Source organism: Hamadaea tsunoensis DSM 44101 (assembly GCF_000428945.1).
GTDB classification, from domain to species: domain Bacteria; phylum Actinomycetota; class Actinomycetes; order Mycobacteriales; family Micromonosporaceae; genus Hamadaea; species Hamadaea tsunoensis.
This window is the reverse complement of the sequence record NZ_AUAX01000018.1, coordinates 105,337-123,298: the sequence shown is the minus strand read 5'-3', so window position 1 is coordinate 123,298 and position 17,962 is coordinate 105,337. Positions and strand designations below refer to the sequence as shown.

Here is a 17,962-nt window from a genome sequence, read left to right as displayed (position 1 = left end):
GCGCGAGGAGCGGAGGTGGAGATGCGACATGCGCGCCGGGGGGCTTCCTTGATCGAGTACCCGGAATCTGTTGAAGTGGATCTCCATTGCTTGATCAAGTGCCGTGAAGCTGCAAAATCAGCCCGTTTTCGGCAGCAGGAGGGAACTTGATCAAGCCTGCGTGCCGTCATGCCAGGCGGCCCCACCGTAGGTGATCATTTACCGCTATGACGGCGCTCCATACCGGATCCCCTTGATCAAGTACCGCCTATCCGGCAGGATGGCGCCCGCTCGCCGCAATGGCGGTACTCGATCAAGGAAATCGGCGTCGCGTTGCCGTAATGGCGGTAAATGATCAACGGGCCTTGGTCCGCCGTGCCCCCGTGCCGTCCTAGCGGTCGGTGATCAAGAACCGACCGACGCTCAGGAGGCGGGTGCCGCCCAGACCGTGATCTCGATGCCGACCGGCTGGCCGGCCACCGTACCGGCCGACACCACCTTGCCGCCGATGATCCGGCCCGGCTTGAGCAGGCAGAAGTTCTTCCCGATCACGATCTGTACGCTGCCCACGAACACCGAGCTCGTCGTGCACCCCTGATAGGTGGCGGGCGTCGCCTCCAGGCCGATCATCTTGTAGGAGGCGTCCATCGGGACGAGCGAGCTGTAGTTGCCGTTGAACCCGATGTCGCCACCGGTGCCGTAGCCCACGAAGTCCGCCTGCTTCGGCGCGCCGTCGCCGAGCGGGACGGCGTACCCGCGGACGATCTGGAACGAATAGGTAGCGATCTTGGTACCTGGCGCGATCGCCGGCGCGGACGGGCTGGTCTCGATCGACGGCAGCGGGCTGGCCGCCGGACTGGGAACGGAGGCCGCCGAGCTCGCGACGGCTGCAGTCGTCGCCGTCGGGTTCTGGCTGTTCGACCGCTCGACGGTCTGACCGGCGAAGAAGCCTGCCGTCGTCATCGCCGCCACCAGCGTCGCGACCGCGATGATCCATTGCGGGCCGAGTTCCCACGGGCTCGCCCGGTGCGGCCGCGCCGCCTTGTGCCCGCTGTCGTCGCTCACAGATCTCTCCCTCGATGCGTCCCACGAGCAAGGCTGCCCGGTGGCTGCAACGTATCGGGGCACGAGCGGGGCCCGCCTCTCCCACATGGACGGTCGCAGACGTCCGTCCACCGTAGAGATTCATGAATGATCGGCGGGCCCGGTCGCCAGGCGGGCGGCGGCCGTTGACCGCACGCGGCCACACGGCAGTCGATGGTCCAGGCGACATTCTGTGGGTCGCGGCCGAACTGCCGGATCGGCGGACCGACGAGTCCCGTCGAGGTCACGACCGGGGCAACAGTCAGCTCGGCCAAGTGAGCTCGGCCAAGACGCGCACCAACGCAGTCCGCCCCACTTCGCTCCGCTGACCGGCTTCGCTCCGCTGACCGGCTTCGCTCCGCTGACCGGCTTCGCTTTGCTAGGCCGTGTCTCGAAGTCTGACCAAGCCTTCGGACCGGGCGCGTTCGGCTGCGAACGCAACCGGTCGACGCTTTGATACCCATTGATCACGCCGTAGCCTAGGGCGGTGATCGAGATCTTGGAGCAGCTCGACACGCTCACCCGGCCCGACCTCGACCCAGCGACGGTCACGGTGGGCGGCGTCGCGCTGGGCGCACGTGCGGTCGACGTCATCGACCGGGACCGGATCAGTCAGGCGCTGGCCTGCGCTCGTACGAGGAATGCCTGGCCGCGTTCGGCCCACCGGATGCGGTAGACGAGCGGCGGGGCTCCGGTGAACTGCTGGGCTACTGGAACCACTACCGGAGCTCGCGCAAGACGGTGAACTGGGACGCCCTTGGCGGCTGCGTGGGACTGGTGAACCTCGGCGACTACCCGCGCCAATTCCGGCTAAGCCCGTATCAAAGCATCGTTCAGCTGCGCTCCCAGCCGAACGTGCCCGACCCTAAGGCTCGGTCGGGCTTTGAGACACGGCCTAACTGGCATCGCCCTGCTGACCGGCTTCGCCCTGCTGACCGGCTTCGCCCTGCTGACTGGACGCGGCCCGGGCGACCCCGTCGGTGATCGCACGCATTCGCCGTCGGTGGAGCAACTGCTCTTGCTCTTCATGTTCGCCGGTGGAGGTTGTTGCGGCGTGGTCGTTGGAGTGGGTCGAGGTGTTTGGGTGGGATGAAGTCCGGGTGCCGGTCGTGGGCGTTGATGTGGACTTCCCAGGCGCCGCGGTGGATTTCGCGGTGGTGGTAGCCGCAGAGGAGGACCGAGTTGTCGAGGCTGGTCGGTCCGCCGTCCTGCCACGAGACGATGTGGTGGCCCTCAGACCAGCGGGGCGGGCGATCACAGCCCGGCCAGGCGCAGCCCCTGTCCCGCAACACCAGCGCCCGGCGTAGCGAGCCGTCGATCAGCCGTCGGGCTCGGCCGACGTCGAGGATTTGTCCTTCGCCGCCGAGGACCGCGGGGATGATCTTCGCGTCGCAGGACAGCCGACGCACCGTCTCCGGGGTCAGCAGATCACCGGTGTCGAGGATGCCGTATCCGTACTTGGTCCGCAGTTGCTCCCACGACAACGTGACCACCAGCTGGGGACGTTCGCCACCGGACTCGGGCAGGTTCCCGTCCATCAACGCTTGGGCGCACAGGTAGGTCAAGGCATCAGCGCGGCGTGCGGCCGCGGTACGGGTATCCCGGCCGGCATCGTCCACCGCCCCGTCCAGCCGTCCGGCCAGATCACCACCAGCCCAGCCCGTGGCAGCCGAGCCCGGTCCCCCAGCCGCCCAGCCAGGAACCGCAGCCCAGCCAGGACCCGCAGCAGCAGAGTCCGCGGCAACCGAGCCGAGACCCGCAGCCGCCGAGCCGCCGGCGGCCGAGCCGGAACCCCCGGCAGTCGGTTCGGGGGCGGCGGCGGGGTCGGTGGTGGTAGGAGGGCGGCCGAGGAGTGATCGGGGTGCACTGATCGGGTCGATCGCTGCTCGGACGTAGGCGGCCGCGGCGCTGTCCAGGACTCCCGATAGCCGGTATTCGCCTTCGCCATGGGGGGTTAGGGTGAACGCTCGTCGGTGGAACGCCGACCGGTTCGCCCGTTCCAGCTCCCGGCGGAGCCGCTCCTCAGCAGCCTCGGGCGCTACTGCTTCCAGGACGGCCCGCCGATGCTCGGCCAGGACTTCCGGCCGCAGGCGCTGCCCCACCGCCAAGTCGGTCAGCACCTGTTCGGCGCGGGCCTTGCCCGCCGCGCCGACCTCCGGGGGAAGCTCACCGATCAGCCGGGCGATGGCACCCGCTTGCTCGGCGTTCAACGCCCCCGAAGCCAACGCCTCGCCGACCACGGGCTGCCGGGGCAAGGCGTCAGCGAGTTTCACCCAGCCGGCCGCCGACCGTACCGACACGGCCAGGAGATCGGCCAGCCATACCCGGGTGCTGGAAGCTCCGTGTCGGGCTGGGATACCACGAGCGGCGGCCTCACCGACCTGCGCCACGACCCGGGCCGTCAACCGCTGCGTCACGGCGAAAACAGCCGACAACTCAGCCACGAGCGCGTCGTCGGGCAGCGACGACAACGGAGCCACCAACAGCTCCTGCACCGCCGCGACCAACGCCTCACTCACACCCCGACCCTAACCATCACCTACGACAAAACCAGACCCAAGATCGGGGACAAAACCGCAGGCCAGACCGCAGTAACCGTACGCATAGCGTCCACAACGGACAGACACGATCAACACGAGGCGCCTGCGCGAGCCCGAGCCGATGCTGCCGGCAACACATCATCGGACTAGGCGACCACATTCGGGTGCGTGGCTTGCTTGGGCGATGCGAGTACGCGTCACAACCCGTAGAGCGTCCTAGGAAACCATCTCTCCCTCGATGAGGACGAAGCAAGGGCACGCGGTCGCCATTGATCGATGGTTGTCGAGGCGGTGGGTCGACGGCGACCGCCTGACCGGCATGCTCGATCTGGGCACGGTGGGCGGTGCCCGGGCAGTGGGCGGCCCATCTCATGAACTGGGATTTCAGTGCGGCGGGAGGGCTCGGCGCCCGGAACTGCCGGCGGGCACTTGCACCCGCTGTCGACCGAGTTGTTACCTTACGGAAACGCGGCGGGTTGTGTACGCTCCATGCAACCCGCTGGGCCGATGTCGTCCCTCCCCCCAAACTCATGATCACAGCCACGCTGGCGCATGACGTTTGTCAGGAGCCGACCCGTGACATTTTCCGCTGCCCCGCACCCTCAAGGCCTGTACGACCCGGCCCACGAACACGACTCCTGCGGCGTCGCCTTCGTGGTGGACGCGCGCGGCCGGCGCTCGCACGCGATCGTCGAGGCGGGCCTGACCGTGCTGCGCAACCTGGAGCACCGCGGCGCCGCGGGCAGCGAGGCCAACTCCGGTGACGGCGCGGGCATCCTGCTGCAGGTGCCGGACGCCTTCCTGCGCGCGGTCGCCGGGTTCGCCCTGCCCGAGCCCACCGCGGCCGGGGAGCCGACCTACGCCGTGGGCAACGCGTTCCTGCCCGCCGACCCTGAGCGGCGCGCCCGGGCCGTCGAGGTCGTCGAGCGGATCGCCGCCGAGGAGGGCGTCGAGCTCCTCGGCTGGCGCGACCTGCCCACCGACGCGCAGGGCGCCGACCTCGGCCCGTCGGCCCGCTCGGTGCAGCCGCACTTCGCCCAGCTGTTCATCGCCGGCGGTACCGGGCCGGCCCTGGAGCGGCTGGCGTTCGTGGTGCGGCGCCGGGTCGAGCGGGAGACCCGCGAGCGCGGCGCCGAGGTGTACTTCTCCTCGCTGTCCGCCCGTACGCTGGTCTACAAGGGGATGCTGACCACCGACCAGCTCCCGGCGTTCTTCCCGGACCTGTCCGACCCGCGGCTGGCGAGCGCGATCGCGCTGGTCCACAGCCGCTTCTCCACCAACACCTTCCCGAGCTGGCCGCTCGCGCATCCGTACCGCTACATCGCGCACAACGGCGAGATCAACACGATCAACGGCAACCGGAACTGGATGCGCGCGCGGGAAGCCCTGCTCGACAGCGACCTGATTCCGGGCGATCTGCGCCGCCTGTTCCCCATCTGCACCCCGGGCGCGAGCGACTCGGCGAGCTTCGACGAGGTCCTCGAACTGCTGCACCTGGGCGGTCGCCCGCTGGCCCACGCGGTGCTCATGATGATCCCGGAGGCCTGGGAGAACAACGCCGCGATGGACCCGGCGCGGCGCGCCTTCTACGAGTTCCACGCCTCGGTGATGGAGCCGTGGGACGGCCCGGCCTGCGTCGCGTTCACCGACGGTACGCAGGTCGGCGCCGTCCTGGACCGCAACGGGCTGCGGCCGGCCCGGTGGTGGCGTACCAGCGACGATTTCGTGGTGTTCGCCAGCGAGGCGGGTGTCCTCGACCTCGATCCGGCCTCGGTCGTGGCGAAGGGGCGGCTGCAGCCGGGCCGGATGTTCCTCGTCGACACGGCCGCCGGGCGGATCGTCGGCGACGAGGAGATCAAGTCCGGGCTCGCCGCCGAGCACCCGTACGCCGACTGGCTGCGTACCGGCCTGATGCGGCTGGCCGACCTGCCCGACCGGGAGCACGTCACCTACGGCCACGAGGCGGTGCTGCGCCGCCAGCTCACGTTCGGCTACACCGAGGAGGAGCTGCGGATCCTGCTCAGCCCCGCGGCGCGCAACGGCGCCGAGCCGATCGGGTCGATGGGCACCGACACCCCGATCGCGGTGCTGTCGCGGCGGCCGCGGCTGCTCTTCGACTACTTCAGCCAGCTGTTCGCGCAGGTGACGAATCCGCCGCTGGACGCGATCCGGGAGGAGATCGTGACCTCGGTCGAGCACACGATCGGGCCGGAGCGCAACCTGCTCGCGCCGTCGGCGGAATCCTGCCGCCAGATCGTCCTGCCGTTCCCCGTGCTGGACAACGACGAGCTCGCCAAGCTGATCCACGTCGACGACGACGGCGACCTGCCGGAGTTCCAGGCGGTCACCGTCTCGGGCCTCTACCGCGTACGCGACGGCGGCGAGGGGCTCAAGGCGCGGCTGGTGGAGATCTGCCGGCACGTCTCCGAGGCCGTCGACGACGGGGCCCGGCTGATCATCCTGTCCGACCGGGACTCCACCGCCGATCTGGCGCCGATCCCGTCGCTGCTGCTGACGGCCTGCGTACACCATCACCTCATCCGCGAGCGGACCCGCAACGTGGTGGCCCTGGTGACCGAGGCCGGCGACGCCCGCGAGGTGCACCACATGGCGCTCCTGCTGGGCTACGGCGCCTCCGCCGTCAACCCGTACCTTGCCTTCGAGTCCATTGAGGACATGGTTGCCGGCGGCGAGCTGGCCGGCGTGGACCTGGACAAGGCCGTGCGCAACTACGTCAAGGCGATGGGCAAGGGCGTCCTGAAGGTCATGTCCAAGATGGGCATCTCCACGGTCGCCTCCTACATCGGCGCGCAGGTCTTCGAGGCGATCGGCCTGTCGGACGAGCTCGTCGGCCGGTACTTCACCGGCACGTCGAGCCGGCTCGGCGGGATCGGGATCGAGGAGGTGCACGCCGAGGTCGCCGCCCGGCACGCGCGCGCCTGGCAGGACGACGCCTCCCGCACCGCCCACCGCCGGCTGGAGACCGGCGGGGAGTACCAGTGGCGGCGCGACGGCGAACTGCACCTGTTCAACCCGGAGACGGTGTTCCTGCTGCAGCACGCGACGCGTACCCGGCGGTTCGAGGTGTTCGAGAAGTACACCGCCACCGTGGACGCCCTGTCGCGGCAGGCGGCCACCCTGCGGGGCCTGTTCGAGCTGCGGTCCGGCGCCCGCCCGCCGGTGCCGATCGACGAGGTCGAGCCGGTCGAGAGCATCGTGCGGCGGTTCTCCACCGGCGCGATGTCCTACGGTTCCATCTCCGCCGAGGCCCACGAGACGCTCGCGATCGCGATGAACTCGATCGGCGCGCGGTCCAACACCGGCGAGGGCGGCGAGGACGTCGACCGGCTCTACGACCCGCACCGGCGCAGCGCGGTCAAGCAGGTCGCCAGCGGCCGCTTCGGGGTCACCAGCGAGTACCTCGTCAACGCCGACGACCTCCAGATCAAGATGGCGCAGGGGGCCAAGCCCGGCGAGGGCGGCCAGCTCCCGGCGCACAAGGTGTACCCGTGGGTGGCCCGCACCCGGCACTCCACGCCCGGCGTCGGCCTGATCTCCCCGCCGCCGCACCACGACATCTACTCCATCGAGGACCTGGCCCAGCTGATCCACGACCTGAAGAACGCCAACGACGAGGCGCGGGTGCACGTCAAGCTCGTCGCCGAGGTCGGGGTGGGAACGGTCGCAGCCGGGGTCAGCAAGGCGCACGCCGACGTGGTCCTGATCTCCGGGCACGACGGCGGCACCGGCGCGTCGCCGCTGACCTCGCTCAAGCACGCCGGGGCGCCGTGGGAGCTGGGCCTGGCCGAGACGCAGCAGACCCTGCTGCTCAACGGGTTGCGCGACCGGATCGTCGTCCAGGTCGACGGCCAGCTGAAGACCGGTCGCGACGTGGTCGTCGCCGCGCTGCTGGGCGCCGAGGAGTTCGGCTTCGCGACCGCGCCGCTGGTCGTGTCGGGCTGCGTCATGATGCGCGTGTGCCACCTGGACACCTGTCCCGTCGGCGTGGCCACGCAGAATCCCGAGCTGCGCAAGAAGTTCGACGGCAAGCCGGAGTTCGTGGTCACCTTCTTCCAGTACATCGCCGAGGAGGTCCGCCGGTACCTCGCCGAGCTCGGCTTCCGCAGCCTGGCGGAGGCGGTCGGGCACGCCGAGATGCTGGACGTCCGGCCGGCCCTCGATCATTGGAAGGCCGCCGGGCTGGACCTGTCGCCCATCCTCGCGATGCCCGAGCTCCCCGAAGGCACGCCGCGGCGCCAGGTCGTCGGCCAGGACCACGGCCTGGACAAGGCCCTGGACAACACGCTGATCCGGCTCGCCGAGACCGCCCTCACCGACGGCCGGCCGGTCCGGATCGACCTGCCGGTACGCAACGTCCACCGGACCGTCGGCACCATGCTCGGCTCCCGGGTGACCCGGGTGTTCGGCGGCAAGGGACTGCCCGACGACACCATCGAGGTGGTGCTCACCGGCACCGGGGGCCAGTCCTTCGGCGCGTTCCTGCCGCCGGGCGTCACGCTGCGGCTCTACGGAGACGCCAACGACTACGTCGCCAAGGGCCTGTCCGGCGGCCGGGTCATCGTCCGTCCGCACGAGGCCGCGACGTTCGCCGCCGAGGAGAACATCATCGCCGGCAACACCATCCTCTACGGCGCGACGTCGGGCGAGCTCTTCCTGCGCGGCCGGGTCGGCGAGCGGTTCTGCGTACGCAATTCCGGCGCGGTGGCGGTGGTCGAGGGCGTCGGCGACCACGGGTGCGAGTACATGACCGGCGGCCGCGTGGCGGTGCTCGGCCCGACCGGGCGCAACTTCGCCGCCGGCATGTCCGGCGGGGTGGCGCACGTCCTGGATCTGGACCCGGCGCTGGTCAACACCGAGATGGTCGACATCGAGCCGCTGTCGGCGCAGGACGCCGTCGAGCTGCGCTCGCTGGTGGAGCGCCACCAGGCCGAGACCGGGTCGGTGGTGGCCCGGACGCTTCTCGCCGACTGGGAACGGTACGCGGCGGCGTTCTCGACGGTCATGCCCCGCGACTACAAACGTGTACTACAGGCAAGACGGTCGGCCGAACTGGCCGGCCGTGACGTGGATGAAGCGATCATGGAGGCCGCTCGTGGCTGATCCCACTGGTTTTATGAGGCACGGCCGGGAGCTGCCCCAGCGCCGCCCGGTGCAGGTGCGGATTTCGGACTGGCGGGAGGTCTACCAGCCGTTCGCGGCCGAGAAGCTCAACGCGCAGGCGAGCCGCTGCATGGACTGCGGGATTCCCTTCTGCCACAACGGCTGCCCGCTCGGCAACCTCATCCCGGAGTGGAACGACCTGGTCCGCACCGACCGGTGGCAGGCCGCCATCGAGCGCCTGCACGCGACGAACAACTTCCCGGAGTTCACCGGGCGGCTGTGCCCCGCGCCGTGCGAGGCGGCCTGCGTGGTCGGCATCAAGTCCGACCCGGTCACCATCAAGCAGGTCGAGGTCGAGATCATCGACCGCGCGTGGGCCGAGGGCTGGGTCACGCCGCAGATCCCGGGCCGGCTGACCGGGATGCGGGTCGCGGTCGTCGGCTCCGGCCCCGCGGGGCTGGCCGCCGCCCAGCAGCTCACCCGGGCCGGCCACGAGGTCACCGTCTACGAGTCCGCCGACCGGATCGGCGGCCTGCTGCGGTACGGCATCCCGGAATTCAAGATGGAGAAGCGCCACCTCGACCGGCGGCTGGCCCAGATGGAGGCCGAGGGCACCCGGTTCGTCACCGGCGTGCACGTCGGCACCGACCTCACCGCCGAGCAGCTGCGCGCGGACTCCGACGCCGTCGTGATCGCCACCGGGGCGACGGTCCCGCGCGACCTTCCCGCGCCGGGCCGCGAGCTCGCCGGGATCTACTCGGCGATGGAGTACCTGGTACCGGCGAACCGCGTACAGCTGGGGGACCTGGAGTCGTCCCCGATCGACGCGGCCGGCAAGCACGTCGTGATCATCGGCGGCGGCGACACCGGTGCGGACTGCCTCGGCACCGCCCACCGCCAGGGCGCGCTGAGCGTGACCCAGCTGGAGATCATGGCGCGCCCCGCCGACCAGCGCCCCGGCTACACCCCGTGGCCGACCTGGCCGCTGATCTACCGCACCTCCAGCGCCCACGAGGAGGGCGGCGAGCGGCTGTTCGCCGTCAACACCGAGCGGTTCGTCGGCGACGAGGACGGCAACGTACGCGCGCTCGCCCTGCACGAGGTCGAGCTCGTCGAGGGCCGTTTCGCCAAGATCGAGGGAACCGAGCGCGAGATCCCTGCGGACCTGGTGTTCCTGGCGATGGGCTTCGTCTCCACCGGTGACACCGCCGAAGGAGGCCTCCTGCAGTCCCTCGGCGTCGCGGTCGACCCGCGCGGCCGGGCGGTCCGCGACGCCCAGTGGAAGTCCACTGCGGACGGTGTGTTCATCGCCGGCGACGCCGGACGCGGGCAGTCGCTGATCGTGTGGGCCATCGCCGAGGGGCGGGCCACCGCGGCGGCCGTGGACGCGTACCTGTCGGGGTCGTCGACGCTGCCGGCGCCGGTCCGGCCGGACAGCATGGCGCTCGCCGCGGGCTGACCTCCACCTCACCGCACGAAGCGGGCCTGGCCGACACCGGCCGGGCCCGCTTTTTCGTGGTCACCCCACCTGAGGTATGACACGTCGACGATATATCGGAGATATAGTAGACTGGCGCTCGTCATCCACGTCGACACCCCTGGAGACTTCATGATCGACACTGCGGGCGCGAGTACGCCCGACCGCGGCACCCCGGCCGGTCCGCAAGGCGGCCGCGGCCGCCGCCGGCAGCCGCCCCAGCCCGTACAGGTCGTGGCCGTCGAGCGGCTGACCCACCGGCTCGTCTCCGTGCGCCTCGGCGGGGCGGCGCCCGGCACGTTCGCCGACCTCCCGCCGACCGCGCACGTCAAGCTGTTCCTCCCCGCCGACGGCCAGGCCGCCCCGGTGCTCCCCCAGGCCGGACCGGACGGCCTGGTCTGGCCCGCCGAGGCGGAACGCCCGGTCGTGCGTACCTACACGCCCCGGCGGTTCGACCCGGCGAGCGGCGACCTGGAGATCCAGTTCGTCCTGCACGGCCCCGGCCCGGCCGCGGCCTGGGCCGCCCGCGCCGCCGTCGGCGACCGGCTCGCCGTCAGCGGTCCCGGTGGCCGCTTCCAGCTCGACCCCGCGGCGCGCCGCTGGTGGATCGCCGCCGACGAGAGCGCGATCCCGGCCGTCGCCACGCTCCTGGAGGCCCTCCCGGCCGGCGCCGACGCCGAGGTGCACGTGGAGGTCGACGGCCCGGGCGACGAGTTCCCCCTGCCCCGTCCGGAGCGGACCACCGTCGTCTGGCACCACCGGCGTACGCCGGAAGCCTGGGGCGCCGAGCTGGAGCAGGCCGCGCGCGAAGCCGACCTGAGCGAGGGTACGCACGCCTGGGTCGCCTGCGAGGCGGGCGCGATGCGCCGGATCCGGGGCCTGTTCCTCGGCGAACGGGGACTGCCGCGGGCGTCGCTGACCAGCCGGGGATACTGGCGCCTCGGTACGGCGAACCACCCCGACCACGACTACGGCGACGACGACTGAGGCGGTGGTGACGTCCGCCCGGAGCCGGGCGGACGTCACCGTCCACTGTCGAGAGTGACCGCGCGGCTCAGACCGCCAGGGCGGCCCGGACCGTCGTCTCGGTGGCGGGGTCGGCGTCGCCGGACGCCGTGATGCGCCCGGCCGCCAGCACGTGGTAGCGCTGCGCCGCCGACAGCACGAACCGCAGGTGCTGCTCGACCAGCAGGATCGCGATCGAGGAGCCCAGCGCCACGATCTTCTGCTCGATCTCGGCGACCACCGACGGCTGGATGCCCTCGGTCGGCTCGTCGAGCAGCAGCAGCCGCGGCCGGGTGATCAGCGCGCGGGCGAGGGCCAGCTGCTGGCGCTGGCCGCCGGACAGCAGGCCCGCCCGGCGTTTGGCCAGCGGCACCAGCGCCGGGAACAGGTCGAGCGCGTCGGCCAGGGCCGCGGCGCCGTCCCGCCGGCCGTCGGCGATCAGCCGCAGGTTCTCCATCGTCGTCAGGTGCGGGAAGCACTGCTGGCCCTGCGGCACGTACGCCATCCCGCGCCGGACCCGCTCGTGCGGCGCCAGCCGCGTGATGTCCTCGCCGAACAGGCGTACGCTGCCGCGCTTGGGTTTGAGCAGGCCGGCGGCGGCCCGCAGCAGGGTGCTCTTGCCGGCGCCGTTGTGCCCGAGGACGGCGGTGATCCCCTCCCCCGGTACGCCGAGCGTCAGGCCGTGCAGCACCGTGCTGCGCCCGTAGCCGACGTCGATCGCCGAGATCTCCAGCATCACGCCGCTCCCTCGGTCGAGGTCGAGTGTCCCAAGTAGACTTCCTGGACCCGCTGATCCGCCTGGACTTCGGCGACCGTACCCTCGCTGAGCACCTTCCCCGCGTGCAGGACGGTGACCGTACGCGCGTACCGGCGCAGGAAGTCCATGTCGTGCTCGATGACCACGACGGTCCGTTCGAGCGCGATCTGGTGCAGCAGTTCGCCGGTGGCGTCGCGCTCCTCGTGGCTCATCCCGGCGACCGGCTCGTCGAGCAGCAGCAGCCGGGCGTCCTGGACGAGCAGCATGCCGATCTCCAGCCACTGCTTCTGCCCGTGGGCGAGGGTGCCCGCGAGATCGTCCAGGCGGCCGGTGAGCCCGATGGTCTCCAGCGCCCGCGCGACGTCGTCCGGTACGCCCCGGCGCCGCCGCAGCAGCCCGAGCGCGGACCGGCCGGAGCCCGCGGCGATGTCGAGGTTCTGCAGGACGCTGAGTTCCTCGAAGACCGTCGCGGTCTGGAAGGTACGCCCGACGCCCAGCCGGGCGATCCTGTGCACCTCCCGGCCGAGCAGTTCGGTCTCGCCGAAGCGTGCCGACCCGGTCGCCTTGACCAGCCCGGTCACGGCGTCGACCAGGGTGGTCTTGCCGGCGCCGTTGGGGCCGATGAGGAAGCGCAGATCGCCCGGCGGCACGTCGAGGTCGACGCCGTCGACGGCCACGAAGCCGTCGAAGCTGACGGTCAGCCCCCGGATCGTCAGTCCACTCACGACGGAACTCCCTCCTCGACCGGGCGGGCGGCCGGGCCGTCCACGACCGTGCTCACCCGCGGGGTGGCCCGGCGACCGCGCAGCCACGCGAAGATCGTGGCGAGGCCGCCCGGCAGGAACGCCACGACCACGACGAACAGGGCCCCCTGCAGGTACGTCCAGGTGCCCGGGAACCGTTCGGACAGCGCCGTCTTCGCCCAGGCCACCGCGACCGCGCCGGCGATCGGGCCGAGCAGGGTCGCCCGGCCGCCGACGGCGACGCCGATGACGAACTCGATCGACGGCACGACCCCGATCAGGGCCGGCGAGATGATCCCGACCGCCGGCACGAACAGCGCCCCGGCCAGCCCGGCCATCCCCGCCGCCACCACGTAGGCGGTCAGCTTCACCTTCGCCGGGTCGTAGCCGAGGAAGCGTACGCGCTCCTCCGCGTCGCGTACGGCCACGAGCAGTTCGCCGTAGCGGCTCTGCATCAGCTGCCGGACGATCGCGAGCAGCACCAGCAGGCAGGCCGCGACGACGAAGTAGACGGTCTCCTTGTTCACCGGGTCGGCCAGGTCGTAGCCGAAGAAGCCCTGGATGTCGGTGAGGCCGTTCGTGCCGCCGGTGGTGCCCTGCTGGCCGACCAGGAAGATCACCATCGCCGCCGCCAGGGCCTGCGACAGGATCGCGAAGTACGCGCCCCGCACCCGCCGGCGGAACACGACCCAGCCGAGGACGAAGGCCACCGCCATCGGCAGCAGGACCGTGGCCGCGAGGGCGAACGCCGGGTTCTCGAACGGCTTCCACCACCAGGGCAGCTCGTCCAGCTGGCCGTAGAGCTGCATGAAGTCCGGCATCTGCCCCGGCCCGGCGTCGGCCAGCTTGAGGTGCATGGCCATCGCGTACCCGCCGAGGCCGAAGAAGACGCCCTGGCCGAGGGTCAGCAGGCCGCCCCGCCCCCAGGCCAGGCCGATGCCGACGGCCACCATGGCCAGGCACAGGTACTTCGCGAGCAGGTTCAGCCGGAAGTCGTCGAGCACGGCCGGGGCCACCGCGAACAGCAGCAGCGCTCCCCCGGCGAAACCGAGCCCCGTCCGCAGCCTCGACGGCCGGCCCAGTCCGGTCAGGACACTCATGCCAGGCTCCTCGTCCGGACCGTGAACAGGCCCTGCGGTCGCAGTTGCAGGAACGCCACGATCGCCACGAACACGATGACCTTGGCGACGCTCAGCGTGGTCGCGTACTCCACGCCGGACTGCAGGACGCCGAGCGTGAACGCGACGATGACGCTGCCCTTCAGCTGTCCGATGCCGCCGACCACCACGACGAGGAAGGCGTCGATGATCACGTTGGTGCCCATGGTCGGGCCGATCGGGCCGAGCAGCGTCAGGGCGACCCCGGCGACGCCGGCGAGGCCGGAGCCGAGGAAGAAGGTGAGCCGGTCCACCCGCGCGGTCGGCACGCCCGACACCGCGGCCAGGTCGCGGTTCTGCACCACGGCGCGGATCCGGCGGCCGAGCGGGGTCAGCCGCAGCACCAGGGTGAGCGCGACCAGGCAGACCAGCACCAGGCCGAGGATGAACAGCCGGTTGCTCGCGATGGTCAGCTCCACCCCGTCCGACCCCGTCCACAGGTGCACGTTGCCGGTGAGCAGGTCGGGCGCGCGGGTCTGCACGTTGGGCGCGCCGAAGACGTCGCGCGCCAGCTGCTGCAGCATCAGCGACACGCCCCACGTCACGAGGAGGGTGTCGAGCGGGCGCGCGTACAGCCGGCGGATGAGCAGGATCTCCAGCAGCACCCCCATGAGCCCGGCCACGACGAACGCGGCGGGCAGCGCCACCAGCAGCGAGACGCCCGCGTCGCTGAACACCTTCTGGAGCACGAACGTCGTGTACGCGCCGGCCATGATGAACTCGCCGTGGGCCATGTTGATGACGTTCATCTGCCCGAAGGTGAGGGCGAGGCCGAGCGCGATGAGCAGCAGCACCGCGCCGATGCTGATGCCGGTGATGAACTGGCTGGCAACCAGGGTCACGTGGACTCCTCGGCTCGTGGCCGGCGGCCCCGGGCGGGGCCGCCGGCCGGCGGATGCGTCAGGACAGCCCGGCTGCCCAGGGGTAGCCCTTGAGGTAGGGGTCCGGCTTCACCGGCGAACCCGAGTTCCAGACCTCGGTGATCAGGCCGTCGTCGCCGATCTTGCCGATCCGGGCGGTCTTGTAGATGTGCTGCGTCGCGCCGTCCACGGTCACCTTGCCCTCGGGCGCGTCGAACGTGATGCCGTCCGAGGCCGCCTTGACCTTCTCGACGTCGAACGAGCCGGCCTTCTCGACCATCGCCTTCCACAGGTAGACCGACACGTACGCGGCCTCCATCGGGTCGCTCGTCGGCTTGTCCGCCCCGTACTTCGCCTTGTACGCCTTGACGAACTTGGCGTTCGCGTCGCCGGGCGTGGTCTGGTAGTAGTTCCAGGCCGTCAGCTGGCCGGCGAGGTACTGCGTACCGATGCTCTTGACCTCCTCCTCGGCGATCGAGACGGAGACCACCGGCATCGCGGCCGCGGTCAGGCCGGCCGACTTGTACTCCTTGAAGAAGGCCACGTTGCTGTCGCCGTTGAGGGTGTTGAAGACCGCGTCGGCCTTGGCCGCCTTGACCTTGTTGACGATCGTCCCGAACTCGGTCGAGCCCAGCGGCGCGTAGTCCTCGCCGAGGACGGTCATCCCGTTGGCGGCCGCGTACGCCTTGATCTCCTTGTTGGCGGTACGCGGGAACACGTAGTCCGAGCCGACGAGGTAGATGGTCTTCTTGCCCTGCGACTTCAGGTAGTCCAGCCCGGGAATGATCTGCTGGTTGGTGGTGGCGCCGGTGTAGAAGATGTACGGCGACTGCTCCAGGCCCTCGTACTGCACGGGGTAGAACAGCAGCGCCTTGTTCGCCTCGAAGACCGGCTTGACGGCCTTGCGGCTGGCCGAGGTCCAGCAGCCGAAGACGGCCGCGACCCGGTCCTCCTTGATGAGCTTGGACGCCTTCTCCGCGAACGTCGGCCAGTCGGAGGCGCCGTCCTCGCTGATCGGGTCCAGCTTCTTGCCGAGCACGCCGCCCGAGGCGTTGATCTCCTCGATCGCGAGCTTGATGGAGTCGCGCACGGTGACCTCGGAGATCGCCATCGTGCCGGACAGCGAGTTGAGCAGACCGACCTTGACCGTGTCGCCGGCGGTGTCGGCGGTGACACCCGCTCCGGACTTGTTCTCGCCGGTCTTGCTGCCGCAGGCGGACAACGCGACCGCCGCGACAAGGATTGCGCTGTACGCCAGAAGGCGTCCGCGGGACCTGAGCATCGAATCTCCTAGAGAAAATGCAGAAGTGCGCAACGGCCGTGCGGTGGGGTGAGGAAAGCCTGATCCGGGCGCGTTGCGCGGGTGTTTCGGCACCCTTAAGTCACTGTTTCCCTAAGACAGTCCAATGAGGACTCCGGATACACGAAAAGCCTATGCGACAAGCCATTCCGTACGCGTGTCGGCGCGCATCGGATGACCTATCGCATAGGCTTCGGAGAATCGTATGGTCAGCATCCCGGAAGAAGATGCTTCACACAGGAAGTATCTCGGTCGCCGGGTTCGGATGTCAAGCACGCCCGCGGCAGGCCGGCTCACAGCTCGGCCGGGACGGCTCACAGCTCGGCGAGGACGTCGAACTCCAGATCGCGTGCCCGGGCGAGGTAGATGCGCTGCCTGACGTGCCGCTCCCGCAGGCGCATGGACCCGCGCGGCCCCTCGTAGGAGACGGCCTCGCCGACGGCGCCGATCGCGCGTACGTCGAGGGTCCGGGCCCGCTCGATCAGCGCGGCCAGCAGCAGCACACCCTCGTGGCAGGACTCGCCGAGGCTGCCGAGCTGCGGCGCGTCGACCCCGAAGCGGCGCGCGTACCGGCCGTGGAAGTCGAGGTTCTCCGGCGTGATCATCGAGGCGAAGAACCCGGCCGTGCTGTAGAGGTCGCCGGTGGCCCGCGCCCCGCTGGCGAGCAGCATGTTCTCATCCATCAACGTGGACAGCCGCAGGCAGCGCGCGTCCAGCCCGGCGGCCGCGAAGGCGCGGTTGAAGCGTACGGCGTCGTTGCCGACGAGCAGCATCAGGACGCCGTCGGCCGCCGAATGCTCGATCCGGCGCAGCACGGACGCGAAATCGTGGGTGCCGAGCGGCAGGTAGGACTCCCCGCAGACGACCGAACCCGAGGCGGCCGCGAACCTCCGGGCCGCCCGGGCCGTCCGCCGCGGCCAGACGTAGTCGTTGCCGACGATGTGCCATCGGCGTACCCGCCGCTCCCGGGTCAGCAGCCGCATCGCGGGCAGCAGCTGGCCGTCGGGCGTCTCGCTGGTCAGATACACGCCCTCGGTACGCTCGCCGCCCTCGTACAGCGCCGTGTACACGTACGGCACCCGGTGGGCGATCCGCGGCGCGAGCGCCTGGCGCACCGACGAGATGTGCCAGCCGGTCACGCCCTGCACGGCCCCGACCGAGACCAGCGCCTCGACCTCGTCGGCCACCTGCTTCGGCGGCGCGCTCCCGTCCACCGCCAGCAGCCGCAGCTCCCGGCCCAGCACCCCGCCGGCCGCGTTGACCTGCTCGACGGCCAGCTGCGCGCACAGCTCGCAGGTGGGTCCGAAGATGCCCGCCGGCCCCCGCATCGGGAAGACCAGCGCTATGTCGATGCGGGAGTCGTCCGGCAGCTCCAGCCGAGGCATGACGCCATGATTGCCCGCCCCCGCCGGTCGCGGAAGAGCATTCCCGAAGCTGCGGCTCATCTGTAGCATCGGTGGCGTGAGCGGGGACCTCATGCGGATGCTGACCCGCGCCGAGCGCCTCCTGGCCCGCCGGGTGACCGAGATCGTCGGCGGCCACGGGCACGGCGTCGACGCCTGGCGCGTCCTCAGCCTGCTCGCCGACGAGGGCGGCCAGCCCATGACCGCCGTGGCCGATCAGGTCTTCCTGCCGCCGGGCACGCTCACCAAGCTCATGGACTCCCTCGTCGAGTCCGGGCTCGTGCACCGCAAGGTCGACCCCGCCGACCGCCGTCGCATCCGGGCCTATCTCACGCCGCGCGGCCAGGCGCTCCACGATCGCATCCAAGCGGAGATACGCGAAGACCTGCGCTCGGTCCTCACCAGCGACGCGGAGTCGGCGCACCTGTCGATCGCCTTGGACTCGCTGGTGAGCGCCCTGGAGAACCGCTCCGTACCCGTCGCCTGAGCAAGCCTCAAGATCCCGTTCGGATCAGGGTTCCGCACGTCATCATGGAC

General features: G+C 70.7%; 13 protein-coding genes. 5 read left to right on the top strand and 8 right to left on the bottom strand.

Translation table 11 applies throughout. The annotated features are described in order from the left end of the window. Window positions 1-402: 402 nt before the first annotated feature. Window positions 403-1,044, bottom strand: coding sequence for a hypothetical protein (locus G401_RS0124620; protein ID WP_027344584.1), 642 nt, complete (start codon window positions 1,042-1,044; stop codon window positions 403-405). Window positions 1,045-1,549: 505 nt separating this feature from the next. Here G401_RS0124620 and G401_RS0124615 point away from each other — a divergent pair. After that, window positions 1,550-1,738 carry a hypothetical protein gene (locus G401_RS0124615; RefSeq protein WP_027344583.1) on the top strand — a complete coding sequence of 63 codons (189 nt, stop codon included), beginning with the start codon at window positions 1,550-1,552 and terminating at the stop codon, window positions 1,736-1,738. A 349-nt stretch (window positions 1,739-2,087) separates the two neighbouring features. On the opposite strand, the gene G401_RS56145 is transcribed toward G401_RS0124615, so the two are convergent. Then, window positions 2,088-3,581, bottom strand: a complete 1,494-nt coding sequence (locus G401_RS56145; RefSeq protein ID WP_027344582.1) for an HNH endonuclease signature motif containing protein — start codon at window positions 3,579-3,581, stop codon at window positions 2,088-2,090. A gap of 573 nt (window positions 3,582-4,154) precedes the next feature. On the opposite strand from G401_RS56145, the gene gltB reads away from it, so the two are divergent. From gltB to G401_RS0124590, 3 genes are all read left to right on the top strand, one after another. Next, complete coding sequence (gltB, locus tag G401_RS0124600) at window positions 4,155-8,723, top strand: glutamate synthase large subunit (protein ID WP_034592974.1); 4,569 nt, start codon at window positions 4,155-4,157, stop codon at window positions 8,721-8,723. Beyond that, window positions 8,716-10,182, top strand: a complete 1,467-nt coding sequence (locus tag G401_RS0124595) for a glutamate synthase subunit beta (protein ID WP_027344580.1) — start codon at window positions 8,716-8,718, stop codon at window positions 10,180-10,182. Before gltB ends, G401_RS0124595 begins: the two co-directional genes overlap by 8 nt. Before the next feature lie 150 nt (window positions 10,183-10,332). Beyond that, window positions 10,333-11,187, top strand: coding sequence for a siderophore-interacting protein (locus G401_RS0124590; RefSeq protein WP_051367103.1), 855 nt, complete (start codon window positions 10,333-10,335; stop codon window positions 11,185-11,187). A gap of 67 nt (window positions 11,188-11,254) precedes the next feature. Here G401_RS0124590 and G401_RS0124585 read toward each other — a convergent pair whose 3' ends face one another. From G401_RS0124585 to G401_RS0124560, 6 genes are all read right to left on the bottom strand, one after another. Further along, complete coding sequence (locus G401_RS0124585) at window positions 11,255-11,941, bottom strand: ATP-binding cassette domain-containing protein (protein ID WP_027344578.1); 687 nt, start codon at window positions 11,939-11,941, stop codon at window positions 11,255-11,257. Next, window positions 11,941-12,687, bottom strand: coding sequence for an urea ABC transporter ATP-binding protein UrtD (urtD, locus tag G401_RS0124580; protein WP_027344577.1), 747 nt, complete (start codon window positions 12,685-12,687; stop codon window positions 11,941-11,943). The genes G401_RS0124585 and urtD overlap by 1 nt, the downstream gene beginning before the upstream one ends. Then, a complete protein-coding gene (gene urtC / locus G401_RS48110; RefSeq protein ID WP_051367102.1) occupies window positions 12,684-13,805 on the bottom strand; it encodes an urea ABC transporter permease subunit UrtC in 1,122 nt (373 codons plus the stop codon). The genes urtD and urtC overlap by 4 nt, the downstream gene beginning before the upstream one ends. After that, complete coding sequence (urtB, locus tag G401_RS0124570) at window positions 13,802-14,704, bottom strand: urea ABC transporter permease subunit UrtB (protein WP_027344576.1); 903 nt, start codon at window positions 14,702-14,704, stop codon at window positions 13,802-13,804. Before urtB ends, urtC begins: the two co-directional genes overlap by 4 nt. 58 nt (window positions 14,705-14,762) lie before the next feature. Continuing rightward, window positions 14,763-16,004, bottom strand: coding sequence for an urea ABC transporter substrate-binding protein (urtA, locus tag G401_RS0124565; protein ID WP_027344575.1), 1,242 nt, complete (start codon window positions 16,002-16,004; stop codon window positions 14,763-14,765). 332 nt (window positions 16,005-16,336) lie between these two features. Beyond that, on the bottom strand, window positions 16,337-17,407 hold the full coding sequence (locus G401_RS0124560) for a substrate-binding domain-containing protein (protein WP_027344574.1): 1,071 nt from the start codon (window positions 17,405-17,407) through the stop codon (window positions 16,337-16,339). 76 nt (window positions 17,408-17,483) lie between these two features. Here G401_RS0124560 and G401_RS0124555 point away from each other — a divergent pair, with 76 nt between their 5' ends. After that, window positions 17,484-17,912 carry a MarR family winged helix-turn-helix transcriptional regulator gene (locus G401_RS0124555; RefSeq protein WP_211240833.1) on the top strand — a complete coding sequence of 143 codons (429 nt, stop codon included), beginning with the start codon at window positions 17,484-17,486 and terminating at the stop codon, window positions 17,910-17,912. Window positions 17,913-17,962: the final 50 nt, after the last annotated feature.